The sequence below is a fragment of the Marinomonas sp. AWM4_232 genome (assembly GCF_056158325.1).
The window spans coordinates 3,687,941-3,707,322 of the sequence record NZ_JBSWTA010000001.1 but is presented as its reverse complement, the minus strand read 5'-3'; the positions used below and the strand labels follow the sequence as shown (position 1 = coordinate 3,707,322).

The 19,382-nt window shown below is 43.4% G+C and carries 22 protein-coding genes; 15 read left to right on the top strand and 7 right to left on the bottom strand.

The window, feature by feature from the left end:
• Positions 1–36 precede the first annotated feature (36 nt).
• Positions 37–663 (top strand): uracil phosphoribosyltransferase, encoded by a 627-nt coding sequence (gene upp / locus ACXAC1_RS17560; protein WP_475063156.1) that lies wholly within the window; start codon positions 37–39, stop codon positions 661–663.
• Positions 664–681: 18 nt separating this feature from the next.
• Positions 682–1,980 carry a uracil-xanthine permease family protein gene (locus ACXAC1_RS17555; protein WP_475063155.1) on the top strand — a complete coding sequence of 433 codons (1,299 nt, stop codon included), beginning with the start codon at positions 682–684 and terminating at the stop codon, positions 1,978–1,980.
• 181 nt (positions 1,981–2,161) lie between these two features.
• Here ACXAC1_RS17555 and ACXAC1_RS17550 read toward each other — a convergent pair whose 3' ends face one another.
• The 3 genes from ACXAC1_RS17550 to ACXAC1_RS17540 form a co-directional block, all read right to left on the bottom strand.
• Positions 2,162–2,875, bottom strand: coding sequence for an OmpA family protein (locus tag ACXAC1_RS17550; protein WP_475063154.1), 714 nt, complete (start codon positions 2,873–2,875; stop codon positions 2,162–2,164).
• Between the two features lie 124 nt (positions 2,876–2,999).
• Positions 3,000–3,422, bottom strand: a complete 423-nt coding sequence (locus ACXAC1_RS17545) for a VOC family protein (RefSeq protein WP_475063152.1) — start codon at positions 3,420–3,422, stop codon at positions 3,000–3,002.
• Between the two features lie 90 nt (positions 3,423–3,512).
• Positions 3,513–3,839, bottom strand: a complete 327-nt coding sequence (locus ACXAC1_RS17540; RefSeq protein ID WP_475063150.1) for a hypothetical protein — start codon at positions 3,837–3,839, stop codon at positions 3,513–3,515.
• A 73-nt stretch (positions 3,840–3,912) separates the two neighbouring features.
• Here ACXAC1_RS17540 and ACXAC1_RS17535 point away from each other — a divergent pair, with 73 nt between their 5' ends.
• Entirely contained in the window at positions 3,913–4,941 is a 1,029-nt protein-coding gene (locus ACXAC1_RS17535; RefSeq protein WP_475063148.1) for a nucleoid-associated protein, read from the top strand.
• 1 nt (position 4,942) lies between these two features.
• On the opposite strand, the gene ACXAC1_RS17530 is transcribed toward ACXAC1_RS17535, so the two are convergent.
• Both ACXAC1_RS17530 and ACXAC1_RS17525 read right to left on the bottom strand, forming a co-directional pair.
• Positions 4,943–5,593 carry an HAD family hydrolase gene (locus ACXAC1_RS17530; RefSeq protein ID WP_475063146.1) on the bottom strand — a complete coding sequence of 217 codons (651 nt, stop codon included), beginning with the start codon at positions 5,591–5,593 and terminating at the stop codon, positions 4,943–4,945.
• A gap of 137 nt (positions 5,594–5,730) precedes the next feature.
• On the bottom strand, positions 5,731–5,994 hold the full coding sequence (locus tag ACXAC1_RS17525) for a hypothetical protein (RefSeq protein ID WP_475063145.1): 264 nt from the start codon (positions 5,992–5,994) through the stop codon (positions 5,731–5,733).
• A 129-nt stretch (positions 5,995–6,123) separates the two neighbouring features.
• Between ACXAC1_RS17525 and ACXAC1_RS17520 the strand changes: the two genes are divergently transcribed.
• Positions 6,124–6,600, top strand: a complete 477-nt coding sequence (locus ACXAC1_RS17520) for a DUF2947 family protein (protein WP_475063143.1) — start codon at positions 6,124–6,126, stop codon at positions 6,598–6,600.
• 400 nt (positions 6,601–7,000) lie between these two features.
• Here the strand turns inward: ACXAC1_RS17520 and ACXAC1_RS17515 are convergent, their stop codons facing one another.
• Positions 7,001–7,693, bottom strand: a complete 693-nt coding sequence (locus ACXAC1_RS17515) for a tRNA-uridine aminocarboxypropyltransferase (protein ID WP_475063142.1) — start codon at positions 7,691–7,693, stop codon at positions 7,001–7,003.
• A gap of 194 nt (positions 7,694–7,887) precedes the next feature.
• On the opposite strand from ACXAC1_RS17515, the gene ACXAC1_RS17510 reads away from it, so the two are divergent.
• Positions 7,888–8,646 (top strand): DUF1499 domain-containing protein, encoded by a 759-nt coding sequence (locus tag ACXAC1_RS17510; protein ID WP_475063140.1) that lies wholly within the window; start codon positions 7,888–7,890, stop codon positions 8,644–8,646.
• A gap of 61 nt (positions 8,647–8,707) precedes the next feature.
• Entirely contained in the window at positions 8,708–9,298 is a 591-nt protein-coding gene (locus ACXAC1_RS17505) for a TetR/AcrR family transcriptional regulator (protein WP_475063138.1), read from the top strand.
• Here the strand turns inward: ACXAC1_RS17505 and radD are convergent.
• Positions 9,295–11,040, bottom strand: a complete 1,746-nt coding sequence (radD, locus tag ACXAC1_RS17500; protein WP_475063137.1) for a DNA repair helicase RadD — start codon at positions 11,038–11,040, stop codon at positions 9,295–9,297. The genes ACXAC1_RS17505 and radD overlap by 4 nt on opposite strands.
• A gap of 89 nt (positions 11,041–11,129) precedes the next feature.
• Here radD and ACXAC1_RS17495 point away from each other — a divergent pair, with 89 nt between their 5' ends.
• The 9 genes from ACXAC1_RS17495 to ACXAC1_RS17455 all read left to right on the top strand — a co-directional run bounded on the left by ACXAC1_RS17495 (position 11,130) and on the right by ACXAC1_RS17455 (position 19,356).
• On the top strand, positions 11,130–11,783 hold the full coding sequence (locus ACXAC1_RS17495; protein ID WP_475063135.1) for a 2OG-Fe(II) oxygenase: 654 nt from the start codon (positions 11,130–11,132) through the stop codon (positions 11,781–11,783).
• Between the two features lie 91 nt (positions 11,784–11,874).
• Positions 11,875–12,867 (top strand): oxygen-dependent tRNA uridine(34) hydroxylase TrhO, encoded by a 993-nt coding sequence (gene trhO, locus ACXAC1_RS17490; protein ID WP_475063134.1) that lies wholly within the window; start codon positions 11,875–11,877, stop codon positions 12,865–12,867.
• 162 nt (positions 12,868–13,029) lie between these two features.
• On the top strand, positions 13,030–14,091 hold the full coding sequence (locus ACXAC1_RS17485; RefSeq protein ID WP_475063133.1) for a hypothetical protein: 1,062 nt from the start codon (positions 13,030–13,032) through the stop codon (positions 14,089–14,091).
• 183 nt (positions 14,092–14,274) lie between these two features.
• Positions 14,275–16,461: a DNA polymerase III subunit gamma/tau gene (dnaX, locus tag ACXAC1_RS17480; protein WP_475063132.1), complete on the top strand. Its 2,187-nt coding sequence runs from the start codon at positions 14,275–14,277 to the stop codon at positions 16,459–16,461.
• Between the two features lie 20 nt (positions 16,462–16,481).
• Complete coding sequence (locus ACXAC1_RS17475; RefSeq protein WP_475063131.1) at positions 16,482–16,808, top strand: YbaB/EbfC family nucleoid-associated protein; 327 nt, start codon at positions 16,482–16,484, stop codon at positions 16,806–16,808.
• 14 nt (positions 16,809–16,822) lie between these two features.
• Positions 16,823–17,416 carry a recombination mediator RecR gene (gene recR, locus ACXAC1_RS17470; RefSeq protein ID WP_133559614.1) on the top strand — a complete coding sequence of 198 codons (594 nt, stop codon included), beginning with the start codon at positions 16,823–16,825 and terminating at the stop codon, positions 17,414–17,416.
• A 1-nt stretch (position 17,417) separates the two neighbouring features.
• Complete coding sequence (rnd, locus tag ACXAC1_RS17465; RefSeq protein ID WP_475063129.1) at positions 17,418–18,557, top strand: ribonuclease D; 1,140 nt, start codon at positions 17,418–17,420, stop codon at positions 18,555–18,557.
• Positions 18,558–18,580: 23 nt separating this feature from the next.
• Positions 18,581–18,871, top strand: a complete 291-nt coding sequence (locus tag ACXAC1_RS17460) for a YcgL domain-containing protein (protein ID WP_133559616.1) — start codon at positions 18,581–18,583, stop codon at positions 18,869–18,871.
• A complete protein-coding gene (locus ACXAC1_RS17455; protein WP_228190417.1) occupies positions 18,871–19,356 on the top strand; it encodes a YcgN family cysteine cluster protein in 486 nt (161 codons plus the stop codon). Before ACXAC1_RS17460 ends, ACXAC1_RS17455 begins: the two co-directional genes overlap by 1 nt.
• Positions 19,357–19,382: the final 26 nt, after the last annotated feature.

The following is a 19,382-nucleotide window of genomic DNA, read 5'->3' as shown; positions in this document are numbered from 1 at the left end:
TCAGTCAAGATCAATGCCACTAAAAAAGAGGTTTCCATGAGCGTTTATGAAATTCGTCACCCCCTTGTACAACATAAAATTGGCTTGATGCGAAATCAGAAAATGAGTACCCGTGGGTTTCGTCTTCTAGCATCTGAGGTTGGTAACTTACTGACGTATGAAGCAACGAAGGATTTAGAGTTAGAAGATTATCAGCAAGATGGTTGGTGTGGGCCAACCACATGTCAGCGTATACGCGGTAAGAAGATTACGGTGGTTCCAATTCTACGTGCTGGCTTAGGTATGTTGGATGGCGTTTTAGAACTAATTCCTAGTGCAAAAATCAGTGTTGTAGGCATTTATCGTGATGAAGAAACACTGGAGCCTGTGAGCTACTTCGATAAGCTTGCAAGCGATATCGATCAACGTATGTCATTGGTTGTAGATCCAATGCTTGCAACCGGTGGTTCACTAATTGCTACCATTGATCTGCTTAAAAAGCATGGTTGTGAGACGATTAGAGCACTCGTGTTAGTGGCGGCGCCAGAAGGCATTAAGAAGGTTCAAGAAGCGCATCCTGATGTGGATATTTACACAGCTTCCATCGATAGTCACTTAAATGAACAAGGATACATTGTTCCTGGCTTAGGTGATGCTGGCGATAAAATTTTCGGCACAAAATAATATGGCGGCTCTCTTCACATGAATTCTTCTAATATTACTCAGTCTCAAGCAGGTTGGCGGTTGTTGTTAGCGGGCGCACAAATGCTGTTTGTGGCGTTCGGTTCATTAGTGCTTGTTCCTCTAATTACAGGCTTAGATCCTAGTGTTGCGCTATTTACCGCGGGCTTTGGTACATTGATTTTTCAACTTTGTACTAAACGATCTATTCCAGTTTTTCTAGGTTCATCATTTGCTTTCATTGCACCGATCATTTTTGCAGTGGAAACATGGGGGCAGGCGGCAACAATGGGGGCGCTTTTCTGCGCAGGCTTGGTTTATGTATTGCTGTCAATTTTGGTGGCTTTAAGGGGGCCTGGTTTTTTACATCGACTTTTGCCTCCTGTCGTAACTGGTCCCATTATCATGGTCATTGGTTTAGGTTTGGCCCCTGTGGCGGTCAATATGGCCTTGGGAAAAACGGGTGATGGTTCAGCGCAATTGTTCCCTTATGCAGATGCTATTTTGGTGTCAATGCCCGCTTTAATAACTACTTTATTAGTCGCTACATACGCAAAGGGTGTATTTCGCTTAGTTCCTATTATTGCAGGCGTATGTGTAGGTTACCTAGTTGCTACGATCATGGGCTTGGTTGACTTCTCTGCGATTCAAAGCAGTGATTGGGTAAGTATTCCTGCGTTTGTTATGCCAGAATTTAAGCTAGCAGCCATTCTTTTCATGTTGCCTGTTGCTATCGCCCCGGCGATTGAGCATGTGGGGGATGTATTAGCTATTGGTAGCGTCACCGGCAAGGACTATGTTCAAAAACCTGGTCTGCACAGAACGTTGTTAGGTGATGGTTTAGCCACATCCGCAGCGTCTTTGTTTGGTGGTCCGCCGAATACTACCTATTCTGAGGTAACAGGTGCGGTGATGTTAACGAAAGCTTTTAACCCTGTTGTTATGACTTGGGCTGCATTATTCGCTATCACTATGGCTTTTGTTGCGAAATTTGGCGCGTTCCTTCAGACCATTCCAACACCTGTAATGGGAGGCATTATGATCCTGTTATTTGGTTCTATTGCAGGTGTTGGTATGAATATATTAATCAAGGCTCGAGTCGACCTAAGTGCGCAGCGCAACCTTGTAATTGTTGCCGTTACATTGGTATTTGGTATCGGTGGCATGACCCTTGGGGGATCAGGCTGGCACTTACAGGGCGTAAGTTTATGTGGTTTGGTTGCAATTCTATTGAACCTAATTTTACCGAAAGCGGATCAAACAAATGATTTGCATGAAGAGCAGGAAGTAGTTGAAGATCTAGTTCATCCAAAACATTAAGCAATTCTTGTTTGCCTGAAAGACAGGTTTTTTCACTAAACTGTATCGCAAACCCGATTAGGAAGACTTAATCGGGTTTTTTTATTACTAATATAAGAAAAACGAGGCAATTTAGGCCTCGTTTGACAAAATTACAGTGATAGTAAAGTCGTTTCACTAAGGAAAAGACGCGTTACTTTTCTTACCAACCTGTGGCATTGCCACTCGTATCAAACTGTAAATCAGTTTGCGGCATGCCATTGCTGCTAGTGTTAAATTGTGATGTTGGCGAGCTGGAGTTCATAGCCATATCATCAACACTGTATATGTTCCAACGCTTAGCCTGCGAAGTTTGCTCGCTGTATATTTCAGCTACCACACGACGATTTTGTTCTCTACCTTGTGCAGTATCGTTAGTAGCGATAGGTCGAGATTCACCGAAACCAATACCTCTTATGCGATCTCGACTTACCCCAAACTGACGAATTACCACTAATGCGATAGCATTGGCTCTGTTTCGAGACAGTTCAATATTATCCTTGTCATCGCCAACACTGTCTGTGTGTCCCTCAATAATGACTGTTGTATTAGGATTGGCGTTCATGAAATCGGCAAGCTTTTGAATCTCAGGATAGTACATTGGTTTTACGTCAAACTTACCCGTATCGAAAAGTACTTCAAGATTAATAGATTGTAGGTGAGTTGATTGCGTGGGGCAGCCATCATTATCAACTTTCGCACCCAAAATTGTATTTTGACAAAAATCACGGATGTTAATAACCCCGTCTTTATCATCATCAGCAATGTTTTCAGGTAGGTTTGCGCTCGTATAGAGCGGTTCATTTGCGAGTGAAAAGGGCGAACAGACTAAGCCCGCGATCACCAGTCCACTTTTGGTAATATGAGATAAATTCATTGTGGTAGTCCATGGTTAACGAGTCATCTGGTAACTATAGATGGCTAAAGTTCATGAACTCTAGCCTCTATTTGTACACTTAGTGCTTTTATGGTTTCACAATGTGTGTTTTTGTAATGAAATGTTACCAGCTTCCTGTGTTTTCCATTGATGCCCATGGTTCTTGAGCTGCGAGTGAGTCACCTGCTTGTAATAGCTCAATGGAAATACCATTAGGGTCTTTAATGAATGCCATGTGGCCATCGCGTGGTGGGCGAAGAATGGTAACGCCCATGTCTTGTAAATTTTGGCAAACTTGATAGATATTTTCGACCTCGAAAGCAAGATGACCAAATTGATCGCCACCGGAATAAGTTCTGTCATCCCAGTTGTGTGTCAGCTCGACTTCTGGAGCGCCTTGCTCTGTTGCGTAGTAAATCAGTGAAAACTGGCCTTTTTCACTGTCATAGCGGCGAGTTTGAATTAGCCCTAGGCCTTTAGTGTAGAATTCGTGGCTTGCCTTTGGGTTAGCGGTACGAATCATTGCATGTAAATAACGTATACTCATCTTTTCTCTCTCCAAGTGGATGAATTTCCTTATGGTAGAGTAACTTAGCAAGGCTATCAAAAGATGCAGTGAGGGTTACAAAGACTTTCCTTAATCTTCCCAGACGTACCGGATTGGATCACCGAAATCGTCGTAGATGATTTTCTTCTTAGGTTGCTTTGATTGTTCCTTGGAAGGAGGAGTTGGTGCTTTTTTATCCGACTTTCTTTGCTGGATGGCGGCAACAACATGATTTAGAGGGGTTCTATCTTTTTTAGGCTCAATAAATCCTATATGGCTCGTGTTATACTTGCCATCTTGTAAGCCGGAAGCGCCCATTTCAACTTGCTTAATCTCGCCTTGCTGGCGTATAAATCGCTCAACTTGTGATTCGATTTCTTTTCGAGTTTGCGCCTTTGTTTTAACTGGTTTAGTCATTACGCTTGTTTAGGTTGCTCCTGTTGGCGAATGCATATTACAAACCATTCATATTAATCGTAAGAGGTTACTAGTGTCTATTGTCAATTTAATTGTTCACGAAGTTCAAAAAGAAGAGGGTGAATCTAAGGCGATGCTGGTCGCTCGCCCAAATGAAAACCCAATTGATTCTGATGCGGAACAACTAGCCGACAAGGTTACACACTTATTTAACCGTTCTGGTATGAACACTGGACAATTTTCCAACCCAGAAGGCAGTGAAGAAGGGAGTAAGTTGCCTGCGCTGCTTCACAAGCATTTTACTGGTTCTGAGTTCGATGATTTTGCTGCATTCAGTAAGGCGTGCGCTGCTGAGTACGTCCGATTTCTTGAGAGCGTTTCTGAGGCTGAAGGTGGTTTATTATGGTTTAACCATTACGAGCTAGGTGGTTCACACTTTCTGTTTATCGTTCTATTGAAGCGCAAAACAGGGATTACGCTGGGAGATGATTTGAGCTTTGCCCAAGTGAACCCTCTAGAAACAGATAAGCTGCATATGGCTTTGCGAATCAATTTATCTGCTTATCATGATCGTGATGATACACGGTATATTGCGTTCCGTTTTGGTAAAGCACCAAAATGGGAAAGTGAATATTTTACTCAGTTTATTGGCTGTGATGAGCCTAAAGTCGCAGCTAAAGAAACACGTAAGTTGGTAGAAGCTGCTTCCGCTTTTTGCCAATCTCAGTCTTTCCCATCTAAAGCAGCCAATGAATTTAAACGTGCTGTAGCAGAACAATGTTTGGAGAAGGCTGAAGAAAGAGAGCCGTTAGAGCTAACTGATATTGCCAGACAAATAGAGTCACGCTTTTCCGCAGAGCAGGCGTCGAAATTTTTGGAGATTGCTGAGTCAGATGCTTTTCAGGTAGAAAAAGAGATTTTCGTTGAAAAGGCTGCATTAAAGAAATTAACCCGCGCTTCTGGTTCAAACCGATCTCTGACATTGAGCTTTGATACCGATCTTCTTGGTGAAAGTATTGAGTTCAATGCAGACACTGGCGAACTCATTATTAAAGAGTTGCCGCGTAGTCTGCTTAAACAACTGATGTCATTAGAGTCTTAATTTACGATGTAAGCCCTAGGAGGCTCTGAAGCTCTTTCATGGAGGCGAAGGTTGCATCAGCACCAGCCTCTTTCTGAAGACTCGCCGGTAAAACAGCGCTGTACGCATAAACTCTTGCACCAGCCGCTTTTCCGGCCTGAATGCCTGCAAGAGAATCTTCAATGACAATGCAGTCTTCTGGGGCAACACCTAGTGCATCGGCAGCCTTTAGGTATAAATCCGGTGCAGGCTTGCCTTGAGTGACATCATCCACGGCAAAGCGTGTTTTGAAAAAGTGTGTTAACTGGATAAGCTCAAGCTTTAGCTCCATCTCTGCACGCTTTGCATTAGTAGCCATGGCAATAGGGCAGCGGATTGAGTTAAGAAGCTCAACCACGCCTTCTATCGGCGTTAATGAATTTTGAATTGCGCTGTTAAATGCTTGTCTGTATTGCTCAGGAAAGGTTTCGGGAAGTGGTTTCCCAAGCATCGATTCTGCTAGTTCGAGACATTCTTGCGTGGTAAATCCTGCAAATTGAGTATGAAGTGTGTGATCGTCTACATTTAACCCAACTTCATGAAGCATTTGTTTAAGGATATTTGAGGACAGTGTTTCGGTATCGACAATGACACCGTCGCAATCGAACAGAATGGCTTGATAATCTGGACGCATTACAACTCCTTTGCGTGTAAGTAAGTTTCTTACAGAAGTGTAGCGAGTCTGAATAGAGAAAGGAAAGGGGGTGTTATTCTTTTTCTCCCCAATTGCTTAATTTCTGTGAATTCAAAGTGTTATTGAAAGTTAATGTTTTACAGGTGAGCACCAGAGTGCTGTTTACCTAAAACAGGAGCTGCTTTAACGAAGCTAAACAGTGATTTTGTCGCAAAAACAACCTTTTTGAAGGATTTTGCAACGTGAGTTGTAAGGCTTTCGCTGTGGTACTGTGAGTGAGTTACGCCCCATTTTGACAACAAAGCCTCATATTGTTCTTGTGAATCTTTGGTTTGCTTAGCTGCGCCAGTGTAGTGCAGGTTATACAAAGCGGATGTGTTTACGTCTTCTGATGTGTACATGTTTAAATCTCCGTAAAATATAAAATGTAGTTTTATTACTACATTGATAGCTTAGTGCTTTCATTTGAGAGTCACAAACGCTGTTTTTTCACTAAATAGGTTATTTTTTTTCATCAATTAGGTGGTTATATGTCTCAATACCGTTCCCTTTCACTTTCTGGTAAAGAGTGGGTGTTTAAAAGGGAGGAGCCTTTTGTGTCGGCTGATGATCGAGAGCAAATTAAGCTTTTAAGTGAAGTTGCTGGCGCAAACATCTGGCGGGATTACGTTTCCGACTCTTTTTTATATCCTGATCTGTTTTCGGGCGACGTATGGGTTAAGAAGAACATCGTTGATACATGCGAATGGGAGCAGGCCTGGGAGTCTGATGAGGAGAGTGTGCCTGATATGATGCTGTCGCACCTTGAAAATTGGGGTGATGATACAAGGGCGTACTTCTGTTGCCATGCGGATTTAGTTCTTGAGACAACTTGGGCTGTGTTTAAGCGAGCATGGAAAGCATTTTTGTTTTTAGAAAGCGATGCTGTTTTGGTAGGTAAGAAGAAAAAGCAAGCGATCCAGTTCTGTGAAGATGGTCGCTTGACACTTTTGATGAGACCAAGTTAAGGGTGTTTACTCGCTTTCATCCAAGATCGCAAACGACAAGCATGTGCTAAACAATACCCCTCCTACCAAAATCGGAGGTGTAGGGAAAATTAGCATTAAGAAACCGGTTCCAGTCCATAGCGTTTTTACAAGTCTTCGTTTAGCTTTATAGCGCCCACTGAATCGCCTGAAGTGGGCGTGCTTATATTCTGATGAAGGGTCAAGGAAGTCCTTTTGATACCAAGATGGCATGATGCGAGAAATAGACAGGTGCACATAGAACATAATTAAGCAAATGGTCATAAACCTCACCAAGGAAATCAGTTTCGATTTATGATTAGTTTAGTTGTTTCTTGCTAAAGTGCAGTTCGATTCTGTTGTTTGTTGGTGAATCTAGGTGTTCAAGTGTAATTTCTGGTTGCTATCGACGCCTACTCGTCATGCTTCGCTCATTGAAAATGTTGTAATACTTAAATAGGGCTGAAGCCTCTTCAGGTGCATTTAAGGACTCTAGGCACATCGAGGCGACTTCTGCTGTAGCAAATTGATGGTCATGCTTTGCATGTCGAGTTTTAAAAGAGCGAATGGCCTCGGTGCTAATGCCGTATGTGGGAATATCATCAAGCCAGCGGCTTTGATGCAGCATTTTGCTGGCTAAGCGCCAAGTAGCGTCCAATAAAATGATGTGCTCAATTTTGTCTTCGGCGGTTTCTGCAATCAAATAATTTCCTGATGCTTTTCTTTTTTCTGTTTCAGGAAAAAGGATTGCCGTATTACCTCTGAAGGCATTTAGTCGCTCTAGTAAGGCTTCTTCTGGTTCTGTTCTAGACCACAAATATGCTTCAGTCTGATTTGGGAATAAATCTGCCAAAAGTCGACCGCTATTAGTAGGTTTATGGATTTCTGTATTGTGATAGAGCAATGTGAATTGGATTGGGCTTGCCATGCTGGTGCGTTCAGAACAAAAGCAGGCTGATTCTGACATGAGGCATGAAGGGCAGCGTACGGTATTCGACCCGCGAGCAACAAATGCTCTTTTGCTAGTTTGTTCTAATTGGTCACGGAGTAGGTCGACGCAGTGAGGGAGGTGCTTACGATTAACTTTATTTATCATGATAGTGAGGCAAATTTAAAGAGTAATTTGCTACGAATTCTGACTCTTTTTGTAATATTTTTCTATTAGATATCAGTGCTCTTTACGCAAAATATGCAAATTTAGTGGAATCACTGTAGAACGCTTTAATACGGGCTATCTAGTATTTATTCGACAAGCTAAGGTTACGTCATGATGTTTTTTATGAGTGAATTATGAGTCGATATATTTCGCCCGTGTTGTACATTTTAATGATGTTGATTGGGTGTGCGGCGTTTGTCTCCATTTCAGGAGTTCGAGTTGGTTTTATCGAACCAGTTACAGCTTTTGATATGCTGCGTAAGACCGTTTATGCTGCAGTGGTATTAACAATATTAACCGCTATTTCACTTTTGATATGTCGTAAAGAGTGTAGTGCTGGTGGTAGACGGTTCTTTATATTGGTTGGTGTTGTATCCTTCATTTACAGTATTATGTGGGTTGGTCTATATATGCAAAAGTCCAAGTTGCCGGACTTATATGATATTTCAACTGACTTAACTAACCCGCCTGTATTTATCAACATAGCTTACATCAGGAAAGCATCAGAGCATGGCCTTGCTTATGATTTCTCAACTGCTTCTGTCCAGAAAGAATATTACCCAAATATAAAACCATTAATATCCGGTGCACCATTCAAAGAAACGTACATTGAGGCTGTCTCCTTAGTGAAAGAGCTGGGTTGGGAGATTGTTTCACAATATCCAAGTGCTGGCGTAATTGAAGCAACTGCTAGAACACCGATTTTTGGCATGCGAAATGACGTTGTCATACGCTTAACTCAGCAGAATGAACATGTCGTTGTAGATATGCGCTCCTGTTCAAGGGCTGGAAAATCTGATCACGGTAACAATGCTGAGCGTATTGCTGGATATTTAGGAGAGCTTGGTCGTCGAGTCAATAAAAAGCCGAAAGAGTTTGCCTTTCGAAATTAATAGTTCACCCAACCAGCCCTTTTGATTAAACTTGTCATAGAGCAAAAGGGAGGGGTGTTCTTTGAACCAAAGAGAACAGCAAAAGGCGAATACAAGAACAAAGATAAAGAGCTCAGCGAAACGTGCTTTTAGTGAATTTGGCATTGAAGCAACGACAACTCGCGAAATCAGCCGACTAGCAAATGTAGCAGTTGGTACATTTTTTGTTCATTATGTGGACAAATTGGAGCTTGTTAAAGAGATATTCTTTGATGATATGGATGTTATGTTGTCTTCTTCTGTTGGCTCTCAAGTTCCAACACCTTCTCCGTCAGAGTATCTTATTCAAATCGTAAGGGTTCTGTTTCCTTTCTACTCAGTTAACATTGAGGCTACTCGTATTATCTTAGCTGATAGTATCAATAATGGCGGCTTTCATAGTCAGCAGATGCAATCCATCAGCCAAGGCGTCTCGAGGCGCTTTTTAGATGCAGGTATTGATACCAAAACGGCTCACCTGTTTGCAGAAAATATGATGGCAAACTATTGGTTGGTATTCATGGAGTGTTTGCCAAATAACGAGTTTTCTAATAGCTCAGTAATAGAGCGATTGGAGGGCTTAAATTTGCCATTCAAGATTTCTTTTGAAAATGCCTTACAAGCTAAACGCTAGCTTAAGGCATTGGCTTTTCTATAGGGACCTTGATAGTCAAAAAGTAGCTGTGTCACGCGCCAGTGTTTTTTATCCTGTTCTGCAATAACGAAGTCAGGGCTAGGTAGGTAACTGGCGAAGGGTTTGATTTGTTCTGCGCTATCAAACTCTAAGGGAGTGCTCCCTTCGCCGAGTCGACGTCCGAACTCATCATTAAAGCGTTGCTTGCCTTTTTTGAAATCAAAATTAAAGCTCTGTTTAAGTTCGTCACCATCCTCATCATGGTAAGTAATGTGTACTTTATTGCTTTCTATCTTGCATGATATCGCTTGACAACGAATCACTTTATGCCCTTTGAGGTTTAAGGCTTTCTTCAAAATGTCGTCTGGGTCGATTAAGCGCTCATCGCAATGTTGGCAATGACGTGCGGCGATATCATTTTCTTCGTCGCAGTGTGGGCAGCGCTTAAAGATAAAACGATAATCACACTGTAACTCTCCGTCCAATGTTTCGACTAGCCCCTGGCAGCGACGGCCGTAATGCTCGCGAATGGTGCCGTCAGCCGCTTTAATTCCCCAAAATAGGTTTTGATGTGCGCACTGGGGGCATTCGATTTGTACAAGCTGGCAGTTTGGGTTGGGCTTCTTGGTTCCGATTTCTGGCTGAAAGATATCGTAACCACTGTTGGTGTAGTCCAGGATCAAGCAATCCGTTTTATTAGGGGAGAGTCTAAGTCCACGCCCAACCATTTGTTGAAACAAGCTGACGGATTCAGTGGGGCGAAGTAGTGCAATGACATCAACGTGTGGTGCATCAAAACCAGTCGTCAAAACCGATACATTGACAAGATACTTTATCTTTTGAGCTTTAAAGGAGGTGATGATCCGATCACGTTCTTTTAAGGGGGTGTCACCTGTGACAATTTTGGCTTCTTGCTCAGGTAGATAGCCTATTATTTCCTTGGCGTGTTCAACGGTGCTGGCGAAAATCATCACGCCATTACGTTGCTTGGAGAGCTCGATGATTTGTTCACAGATAGCTTGCGTGACACGAGGGTGTTTACTGACTAGTTCGTTGAGTTGTTGTTCTACTGGAGATTGATCGTCATTGTATTCGTTGCTGTGCAGTTGGTTAAAGTCGTAGTGTGCTACAGCTGCATCGTAGACTTTTGGCTCCGTTAAATAGCCGTTTTTGACAAGGCGTCTTAACGGCAGCTCATAGATGCATTGGCTGAAAAAAGGTTGCTCTGTGTCGCGGGCAAAGCCCCAACAATGTTTGTGATAAATCCAGCCGCTGTCTAGACGATATGGCGTCGCAGTAAGGCCTAATACTTTGAGTGTCGGGTTAAGTTGTTTAAAGTGTTCAATGACTTGGTGATATTGCCCTTGCTGATCTTTTGGTATGCGGTGGCACTCATCAATGATTAGGAGTGATAAAGCTTCTTGGTGCTGCTCAAGGCCTCGTGCGATGCTTTGAATGCTAGCGAAAGTGACTTTGTTTTTGATGTCTTTGCGTCCTAGTCCTGCAGCGAATATGCCAGCGTCTACACCCAGTGCGTTGAGTTTTTGGTGATTTTGCTCAACTAACTCTTTTACATGGGTAAGGCAGATGACCTTTTGGCGAGCAAGTCGGCATAATTCAGCAATTACTATACTTTTTCCGGCACCAGTTGGAAGTACGATGACAGCAGATTCATTGCTTTTTCGAAAGTGATCAAGAGTCGCGTCGACTGCTTCTTGCTGGTAGTCACGTAGTTGATACATTTGCTAAGAAATCGTTAAAAGTTGGTGTTTTCGCAGGGCACGCTACAGTATCATTCGCCCCATTACAACGTCCCACACAGGTTTTCATCATGAGTTCAATTGTTCCTTTTACTTCAGAGACACCGTTTGACAAAGTGCTTGCGGATATACGAGAGAAAGGCTGGAGTATTACGGACGATTTCTTTTCGGATGAAATGGTTGAAGCTTTGATGTCAGATGTCTCTGATCTCGACAATAGCTATATGAAGCAGGCTGGAGTCGGTCGCTCATTGGATCACCAGGTGGCACTGGAACGCCGTCGAGATTACATTCGGTGGATTGATCCAGTCAATCCAGCCCGTAGCGCTTTTCTCAATGCGATGGGGGAGCTGCGCCTAGAATTTAACCGTCGTTTGTTTCTTGGTTTATGGGATTATGAAGCACACTTTGCTCGCTATGAAGAGGGCGCTTTCTACGAGAAACACTTGGATACATTCAAGGGTAAAAGCAATCGTGTCTTATCGACTGTCTTGTATCTGAATGAGAATTGGGAAGAAGGTGATGGCGGTGAGTTTGTTCTCTTTGATGAAAATGATGAGCATAAAGAGCTAGGTCGCTTTCACCCGAAAAAGGGACGTTTGGCTGTGTTCCTCAGTGAAGAGTTCCCTCATGAGGTGTTAAAGGCGAAGCGAACACGACACAGTATTGCTGGGTGGTTTCGGGTTAATAACAACATCCAAAACAATCTTGATCCTGGTCAATAAGATTCGCAATTTATAAGACTTTTCCCTATAATGCGCGCCTTCAATTTAAGGCTCTGGTTTTACGTTCCAGATCGCATTAGGAGAAAAAGACGTGTCAAAAGTTGTTGTATGTGCCCTGTATAAATTCGTTCAGCTTGATAACTATGAAGAGTTGCGCGACCCCCTTCGTCAAACCCTTGAAGATAACGGTATTCGTGGCACATTACTGCTAGCGAAAGAGGGTATCAATGGTACGGTTGCAGGCAGCCGTGAAGGCATTGATGCGATGTTAGCTTGGTTAGATCAGCAGCCGGGCCTTGAAAACATCGTATACAAAGAGTCATACGATGAGGATATGCCGTTCTACCGAACTAAGGTTAAGTTGAAAAAAGAAATCGTAACCATGGGTGTCGAAGGTGTTGATCCACGTAAAGTGGTCGGTACCTACGTTAAGCCAAAAGATTGGAACGCACTGATTTCAGATCCTGATGTAGTATTGATTGATACACGTAATGATTACGAATTCCAAATCGGTACGTTTGAAAACGCAGTTAACCCTAAAACCGACACCTTCCGCGAGTTCCCTCAGTACGTTAAAGAAAACCTTGACCCAGAGAAGAACAAGAAAGTTGCTATGTTCTGTACAGGGGGTATTCGTTGTGAAAAATCCACTGCTTACTTGAAAGAGCAAGGTTTTGAAGAGGTTTATCACCTTGAAGGCGGTATCCTTAAATACCTCGAAGAAGTGCCTGAAGAAGACACTATGTGGAAAGGTGAGTGTTTTGTATTCGATAACCGAGTATCGGTGAATCACAAGCTTGAGAAAGGTGAATACGACCAGTGCCATGCTTGCCGTATGCCAATTACTGAAGAAGAAAAGCAAGATGAGCGCTTTGAACAAGGCGTGAGCTGTCCACATTGCTTCGATAAGTACACTGATGAACAACGCCGTCGTTTTGTTGAGCGTGAGCGTCAAGTTCAGCTTGCAAAAGGGCGTGGTGAAGCTCATATTGGCGCAGAAGTTGTCGATGCAGTGGAAAAACACCGTCGTGAAAAAGAGCTTGAGCGTCAGCGTCAGCGTCAAGCTGGTCAACAAGCAAACTAATTGCTTATGTGATATTTCAAAAGGGTCAGCGAATGCTGGCCCTTTTTGCATTCTTGAAGTTGTGCTTATAGATGATTAGTATTCGCTCTCACGTTGTGTTCAAAGAAAAGAAGACAACATTTAAAAATCAAAAAAATAAAATATTACATGGAAGGGTTTCTTGTGAAGAATTCTCTAAAGCTCTCGGTTTTATCTGCATCTATGTTAACGCTGATTGGATGTGCCAGCCAGGCGGTTGACACAACACCTAAAGTCGATGTGAGTGTGATTGAAACCAATATTCGAACAGGTGGTTATTTGTTGCCAGATGGAAATATTTCAGAAATTCGTTATACCACTGCGAACAAAACTCTAGTTGAATCCAAAAATGAATATGATTCTTGGATCACGGGTAAGCTGCTTGGGGATGGTCATTTAGGAGAGGTGACACGTCTCGATAAAAAGCTCATTTGGAATATAAATTATAAAACAGAAAGCTACATGGAATGTGCCTTAAGTGGTTGTACTTCATTGAATCCTTGGGCTCAGCTTGAATCAGAAGGGGAAGCTGAAGAAGGTTCATACGACCCATCTGGTTCCGAAGCATGTCCCGTTAAAGTCGTTAAATATGATTTTACTGTTACGCCTAAAGACAAAGATCGTCAGATTAATGGCTTTAAAGCAGACCAGTATGTTGCTCAATGGGATGTGGTGAGTGAAGACTCGAACGGAAATCAAGATAAGCATGTTGTAACAATGGATTACTGGATGACTGATACCTCAAATAATCAGTCTTTGCAGATAGCGCATGATTTTGATAAGCGTTATTACGACATGGTTATTGCTCAAACACCTTTAGCGCAGATTTTTAATGATAATGTTGCCAAGCTGATGGAGTTGTTTTCCGCAGGTAAAGAGGCAGAGCTGAAAAAACTGACATCAGTTGGCGGTGAAGCGATCTCCGCTAAGCTAGAGTGGTATGCTGATGTGAATACTTGCCCAGCACCTGAGGTAGAAAAGCAGAAGCCAAGCTTTGATGCTAATGATCCGCTTGGATCTCTGCAAACAATGGCAGGTGATTTTTTATCTGATCAAGCGGAAAAGAAAGCTAAATCTTGGATGGGGTTAGGTGAAGGCAAACCTGTGCTAACAGTCATGTCAGAAGTTAAGAAGGCATCTATGTCTGCTGAGCACGAAAGTCGATTTGAAGTACCAGAAGGCTTTAAGATTACGGACCGTCAATAGTGGTTGTCATCCCCTCCCTGTTTTGGGGAGGGGATTGCTCATGTTTTATCTCAAATAGTGCATTTCTTTTTTAGCGTAAAAAGCTTAAAATTCAGCATATTACCTTTGTTTAAGAAAGCTGAATAAAGGTTAGTCAGTCCAATTCTGCACACGGCAGTCCCAGTCATCACCAGATTACATTGCATGAGCTATCAAGTACTCGCACGAAAATGGCGTCCGCAAACCTTCCTTGAAATGGCGGGTCAAGATCACGTATTGCAAGCCTTAGTTAATGCTTTGCGCCAACAGCGCTTGCATCACGCTTACTTGTTCACGGGAACTCGTGGTGTGGGTAAAACCACCATTGCGCGTATTTTTGCTAAATGTCTGAATTGTGAAACCAACGGCATTTCACCTGAACCGTGTGGTGAGTGTGATAGTTGCCGCGAAATTGCTGAAGGTCGCTTTGTTGATCTGATTGAAGTCGATGCGGCATCTCGAACTAAGGTGGAAGACACCCGCGAACTACTTGAGAACGTTCAATACGCGCCGACTCGTGGTCGATTTAAAGTCTACCTAATAGACGAAGTGCACATGCTTTCGACACACTCTTTTAACGCTTTATTAAAAACGTTAGAAGAACCACCAGAACACGTTAAGTTTTTGTTGGCGACAACTGACCCACAAAAACTACCCGTAACGATCTTGTCTCGCTGTTTGCAGTTCAACTTGAAGAATATGTCGGCACAACGTGTCGTTGACTATCTGCAAAAGGTATTAACGACAGAGCAAGTGAGCTTTGATCAACCTGCATTGTGGCAAATTGGGCAAGCAGCCAATGGCAGTATGCGTGATGCATTGAGTCTGACTGATCAGGCAATCGCCTTTGGTGACGGTCAAATCACCGAGACTGGTGTGACGTCTATGCTAGGTTTGGTAAATCAAAGCCAGATTCTTGCACTGCTTGAGTCAGTAGCAGCGAAAGACGCAGCACAAACCCTGCAAAAAATTGAAGCACTAGCAGACTATCAGCCGGATTTTGTGTCGATATGTGGTGCCATGTTGGATTCACTGCATCGTGTTGCAGTTGAGCAGCAAGTGCCTGGGGTGTTGCAAGATCAGATTGGTGATTTGGCTCGAATAAAGCATATTGCGCAAACGGTTTCACCTGAAGAAGTTCAAGTGATGTATCAAAGCTTGTTGGTTGGGCGTAAAGATTTGCCGCTTTCGCATTCGATAAAGTCTGGCTTTGAAATGCTCATGCTAAGGTTGATCGCGTTCCGTCCTGCAAATGCAATGACTGTTCGTTATGATGCGCCTCCAGCTCCAGCTCCTGAACGTTTGGCCGCTTCGTCTTCACCAGCTGATGTGGCACAAGAGAGCACTTCGTTAGCGGAGCCTGTGGTCGAGCAACGTAAAACCGAAGAGGCTGTCGATGTGCCTGAAAGCATTGATGCGCAAAGCTCGTTGGCAAGTAGTGATTCGCTTGAATCTCAGGTAGAGGCTGAACCGGAACCAAATGCGCTAGCAGCTGAGAGTGTCAATGTTAATGCGGTGATTGATGAAGAAATCGAAGCAACGCCTCCGCAAGAAAACAAAATGGACGCTTCACTCCCAGTAATTGATGAGCCTTCATATGATGATGTGCCGCCATGGGATGAATCACTGCCAGACAGCTCGCAAAATACGACAGCTATGCAATCTGTTGATGCGGTCGACCATGTGACAGCTGAAACGCCAGCGCCGTCTACTAAAGCATCTGGTATTGACCCCGCTGAGCGCTTGTCCAGAATGTTGCATGATGATTCGAATGATATGGACGATGAGGAAAGCGACGAAGAAGCCGATGAACGCGCCATTGCTGAAACGGAAGACCCTTATGCAACAGCGGCTAATCTGGTCGAGGCGGTAAATGAAAAGCCTTCGTTAATTGATAAACATCCAGATACCGTTGCACAGCCAGCGCTAGCGATGCCTTTGCCAGACATCGCACATTTTAAAGATATGACCATGAATTTATGGTGGTTAGTAGCGCCTCGGTTGAAATTAACGGGCTTAGTACAAAATATAGTTATGAACTCTTGTTTGATGGATGCATCGGAACAGGGGCTTAGATTACAGGTGCCATTAGAATACGGACACATGCTCAATCAGGCACGTTATGAACAAATACAACGTGAGTTGTCCGGTTTCTTTGAGGTACATGTACCGCTGATCATCGACACACTTGAGGAAGTCCAAGGTGTTACAGCGGAAGAATTTGCGGCAAGCAAGCGTGCAGAAGCATTGCAGGCAGCCATTACACATTTGAGTAATCATCCTATCGTACAAGCTCTGGCTAGTACGATGGGAGGGCAAGTTATATACGACACTGTTAAAGTGAAAGCCTAATTAGAATATTGGAGAGAGTTATGTTTAAAGGTGGTATGGGTAACATGATGCGCCAAGCGCAGAAAATGCAAGAAAATATGCAAAAAGCCCAAGAAGAAATCGGCAACATGGAAGTAGAAGGTCAAGCAGGTGCAGGCCTAGTTAAAGTGACCATGACAGGCCGTCATGACGTTAAACGCGTTTCCATTGATGATTCTTTGTTTGAAGATGACAAGGAAATGCTTGAAGATCTTATCGCAGCAGCGATCAACGACGCTGTACGTAACATCGAAACTGCTTCTAAAGACAAAATGTCTCAAGCAACTGAGGGGATGCCAATTCCTCCTGGCTTCAAAATGCCATTCTAATTGGAGATAGGTACTTGTTTAGTCCGTTAATTAAAGAACTCATTGAGTCTTTGCGATGCCTACCTGGTGTAGGGCCAAAGTCTGCTCAGAAGATGGCGTTGTACCTTTTAGAGCGTGATTCTCAAGGCGCTGACCGCTTAGCAGCTTCCCTTCGTTCCGCTTTAGACAAGGTAGGGCGATGCCAACAATGTCGAACTTTAACGGAAGATAACTTGTGTCCAATTTGCGCTGATGATCAGCGTAATCAGCAACGACTCTGCATTGTGGAAACGCCAGCAGATGTCATCGCAATTGAAAGTACTAAGCAGTTTGACGGCTTATATTTTGTTCTTCTAGGGCATTTGTCTCCGATTGATGGGATTGGCCCAGAAGAACTGGGTTTGGATCGTCTTGAAATGCTTTGTAAAGAGCAAGGTGTCGAAGAAGTCATCATCGCGACCAATAGTACGGTCGAAGGTGAGGCGACATGCCACTATATTGCTCAACTCCTTAAGCCAAATGGTATTGATGTAAGCCGCATAGCCCAAGGTGTGCCAATGGGTGGTGAGTTGGAATATGTTGATGGTAATACCTTGGCTCTGGCACTTGAAGGTCGGAAGAAACTCTAACATGGATACTCAAAACCAAAATTTAGACATAGTCTGGGTGGATACAGATGCTGCCTTGAAAGAGTGGTGTGATTATTGGAATACGTTACCTTTCGTTGCAGTGGATACGGAGTTTGTTCGTCGTACAACTTATTATCCAGTCACAGGGGTGATTCAGATTTCTGAAGGCAAAAAAGCGGTACTTATTGACCCGCAAACGATTTCAGATTGGTCTCCTTTGCGGGACTTAATGGTGAATGAAAGCGTTATGAAAGTCTTTCATGCCTGCTCGGAAGATCTTGATGTATTCGATCGCTTATTAGGTGTTCTGCCTGTGCCATTTTATGACACTCAAATTGGCGAAGCCTTCGCCGGTGCTGAATGGTCGTTAAGCTATGTTAAGTTGGTCAAGGCATACCTAGATATCGATGTGGCAAAAGATGAGACGCGCTCGGATTGGACATTGCGACCTCTAACTGATGCGCAAAAGCGTTATGCGGCGCTGGATGTTATCTATTTGGCAGAAGTTTACCCAATGCAAGTTCAGCGTCTACAGAGCAAGGGCATGTTGGACTGGGTATTGGAAGATTGCGAAAGTCTGAAATGGCAGTATCAACAAAATAATGACCCAGAGAAGAATTGGGATGGCGTAAAGGCGGCATGGCGTTTAAGTCCAAAGGGGCTGACACTGCTTAGAATGTTGTTTTTATGGCGTGATGAGCGTGCTCGTCAAGATGATTTGCCAAAAGGACAAGTTTTAAAAGATCGCTCTCTATGGGCAATCGCTAAATTCATGCCGGACAGCGCAAGAAGCTTAGGTAAAGTGGAAGACGTAACGCCAAAACAAGTGCGCTTATACGCGGATGTGGTGTTAGAGAAAGTGGCTTGTGTGAATGAACTAAGCGCTGATGAGTTTCAAAATCCATTGCCGGCGCCATTACCATCGGATGCTGGAGACTTGTCTAAGGCAATTCGCAGCTACTTAAAAGAGCTGGCACAAACATTTGCTATTGCTCCTGAAGTGGTATTGAAACGCAAACTGCTCGACCCGTTATTGCGTCATATTTATGAAGGTTCACCGATGGACTGGTCGAATCCAGCTTTTAATGGTTGGCGTCAAGATAAGGTTATTAAGCCTTTGTTAGAAAAATTCGCCAAGTAAACTGTTACCTTGTGAGACTCATTATGAGCCAAATGATTATTGAGATTTTTCGTTCGTCAAAACGTGATGAAATGTATTTATACGTCGAGAAGCAAAAAGGTACAAAGGATGTTCCTGAAATGCTGATGGAGCGCTTTGGTAAACCAATCAGTGCAATGACTATGCTTCTAAAGCCAGAGAAAAAACTGGCCCGTGCGAATGCTGAAGATGTGATGAAAGCGATTCGTGAGCAAGGTTTTTATTTGCAAATGCCACCTGTTCGCGACGAGTACCTGCTAGATTTATATAAAGCACCAACGGAAGCTAAGTACTAATGATCGCCAAGCGTTATGAGCCCTTTTGGAAAACGACTCCACTGGCACAAATGTCTCCTACGGAGTGGGAGTCTATTTGTGATGGTTGTGCGAAATGCTGTCTGCAGAAGTTGATGGACGACGAAACAGATGAGGTTTATTACACTGATCTTGCCTGCCATCAACTGGACATCAAAGGTTGTCGTTGTAAAGTTTATGACAAGCGTTTAGAGAAAGTTGAAGGATGTCTCTCTCTGACACCTCAAGATGTGACTGCGTTTGAGTGGCTTCCAGATACTTGCAGTTATCGAGTATTACATGAAACAGGTGACCTTCCGAATTGGCATCCTTTGGTTGTTGGAAGTCATCGCGAAATGATTAGCCAAGGCCTAACTGTAAGTCATTATGCAGTTAACGAAAATACTGTTGACGAAGATCGTTGGCAAGAACATATAATCAAATGGGTTCACGGCATGCCGGAGTGCTACGATCCGACCCAAGACTGAAACCATTAAACATGGTTTAATTCGCC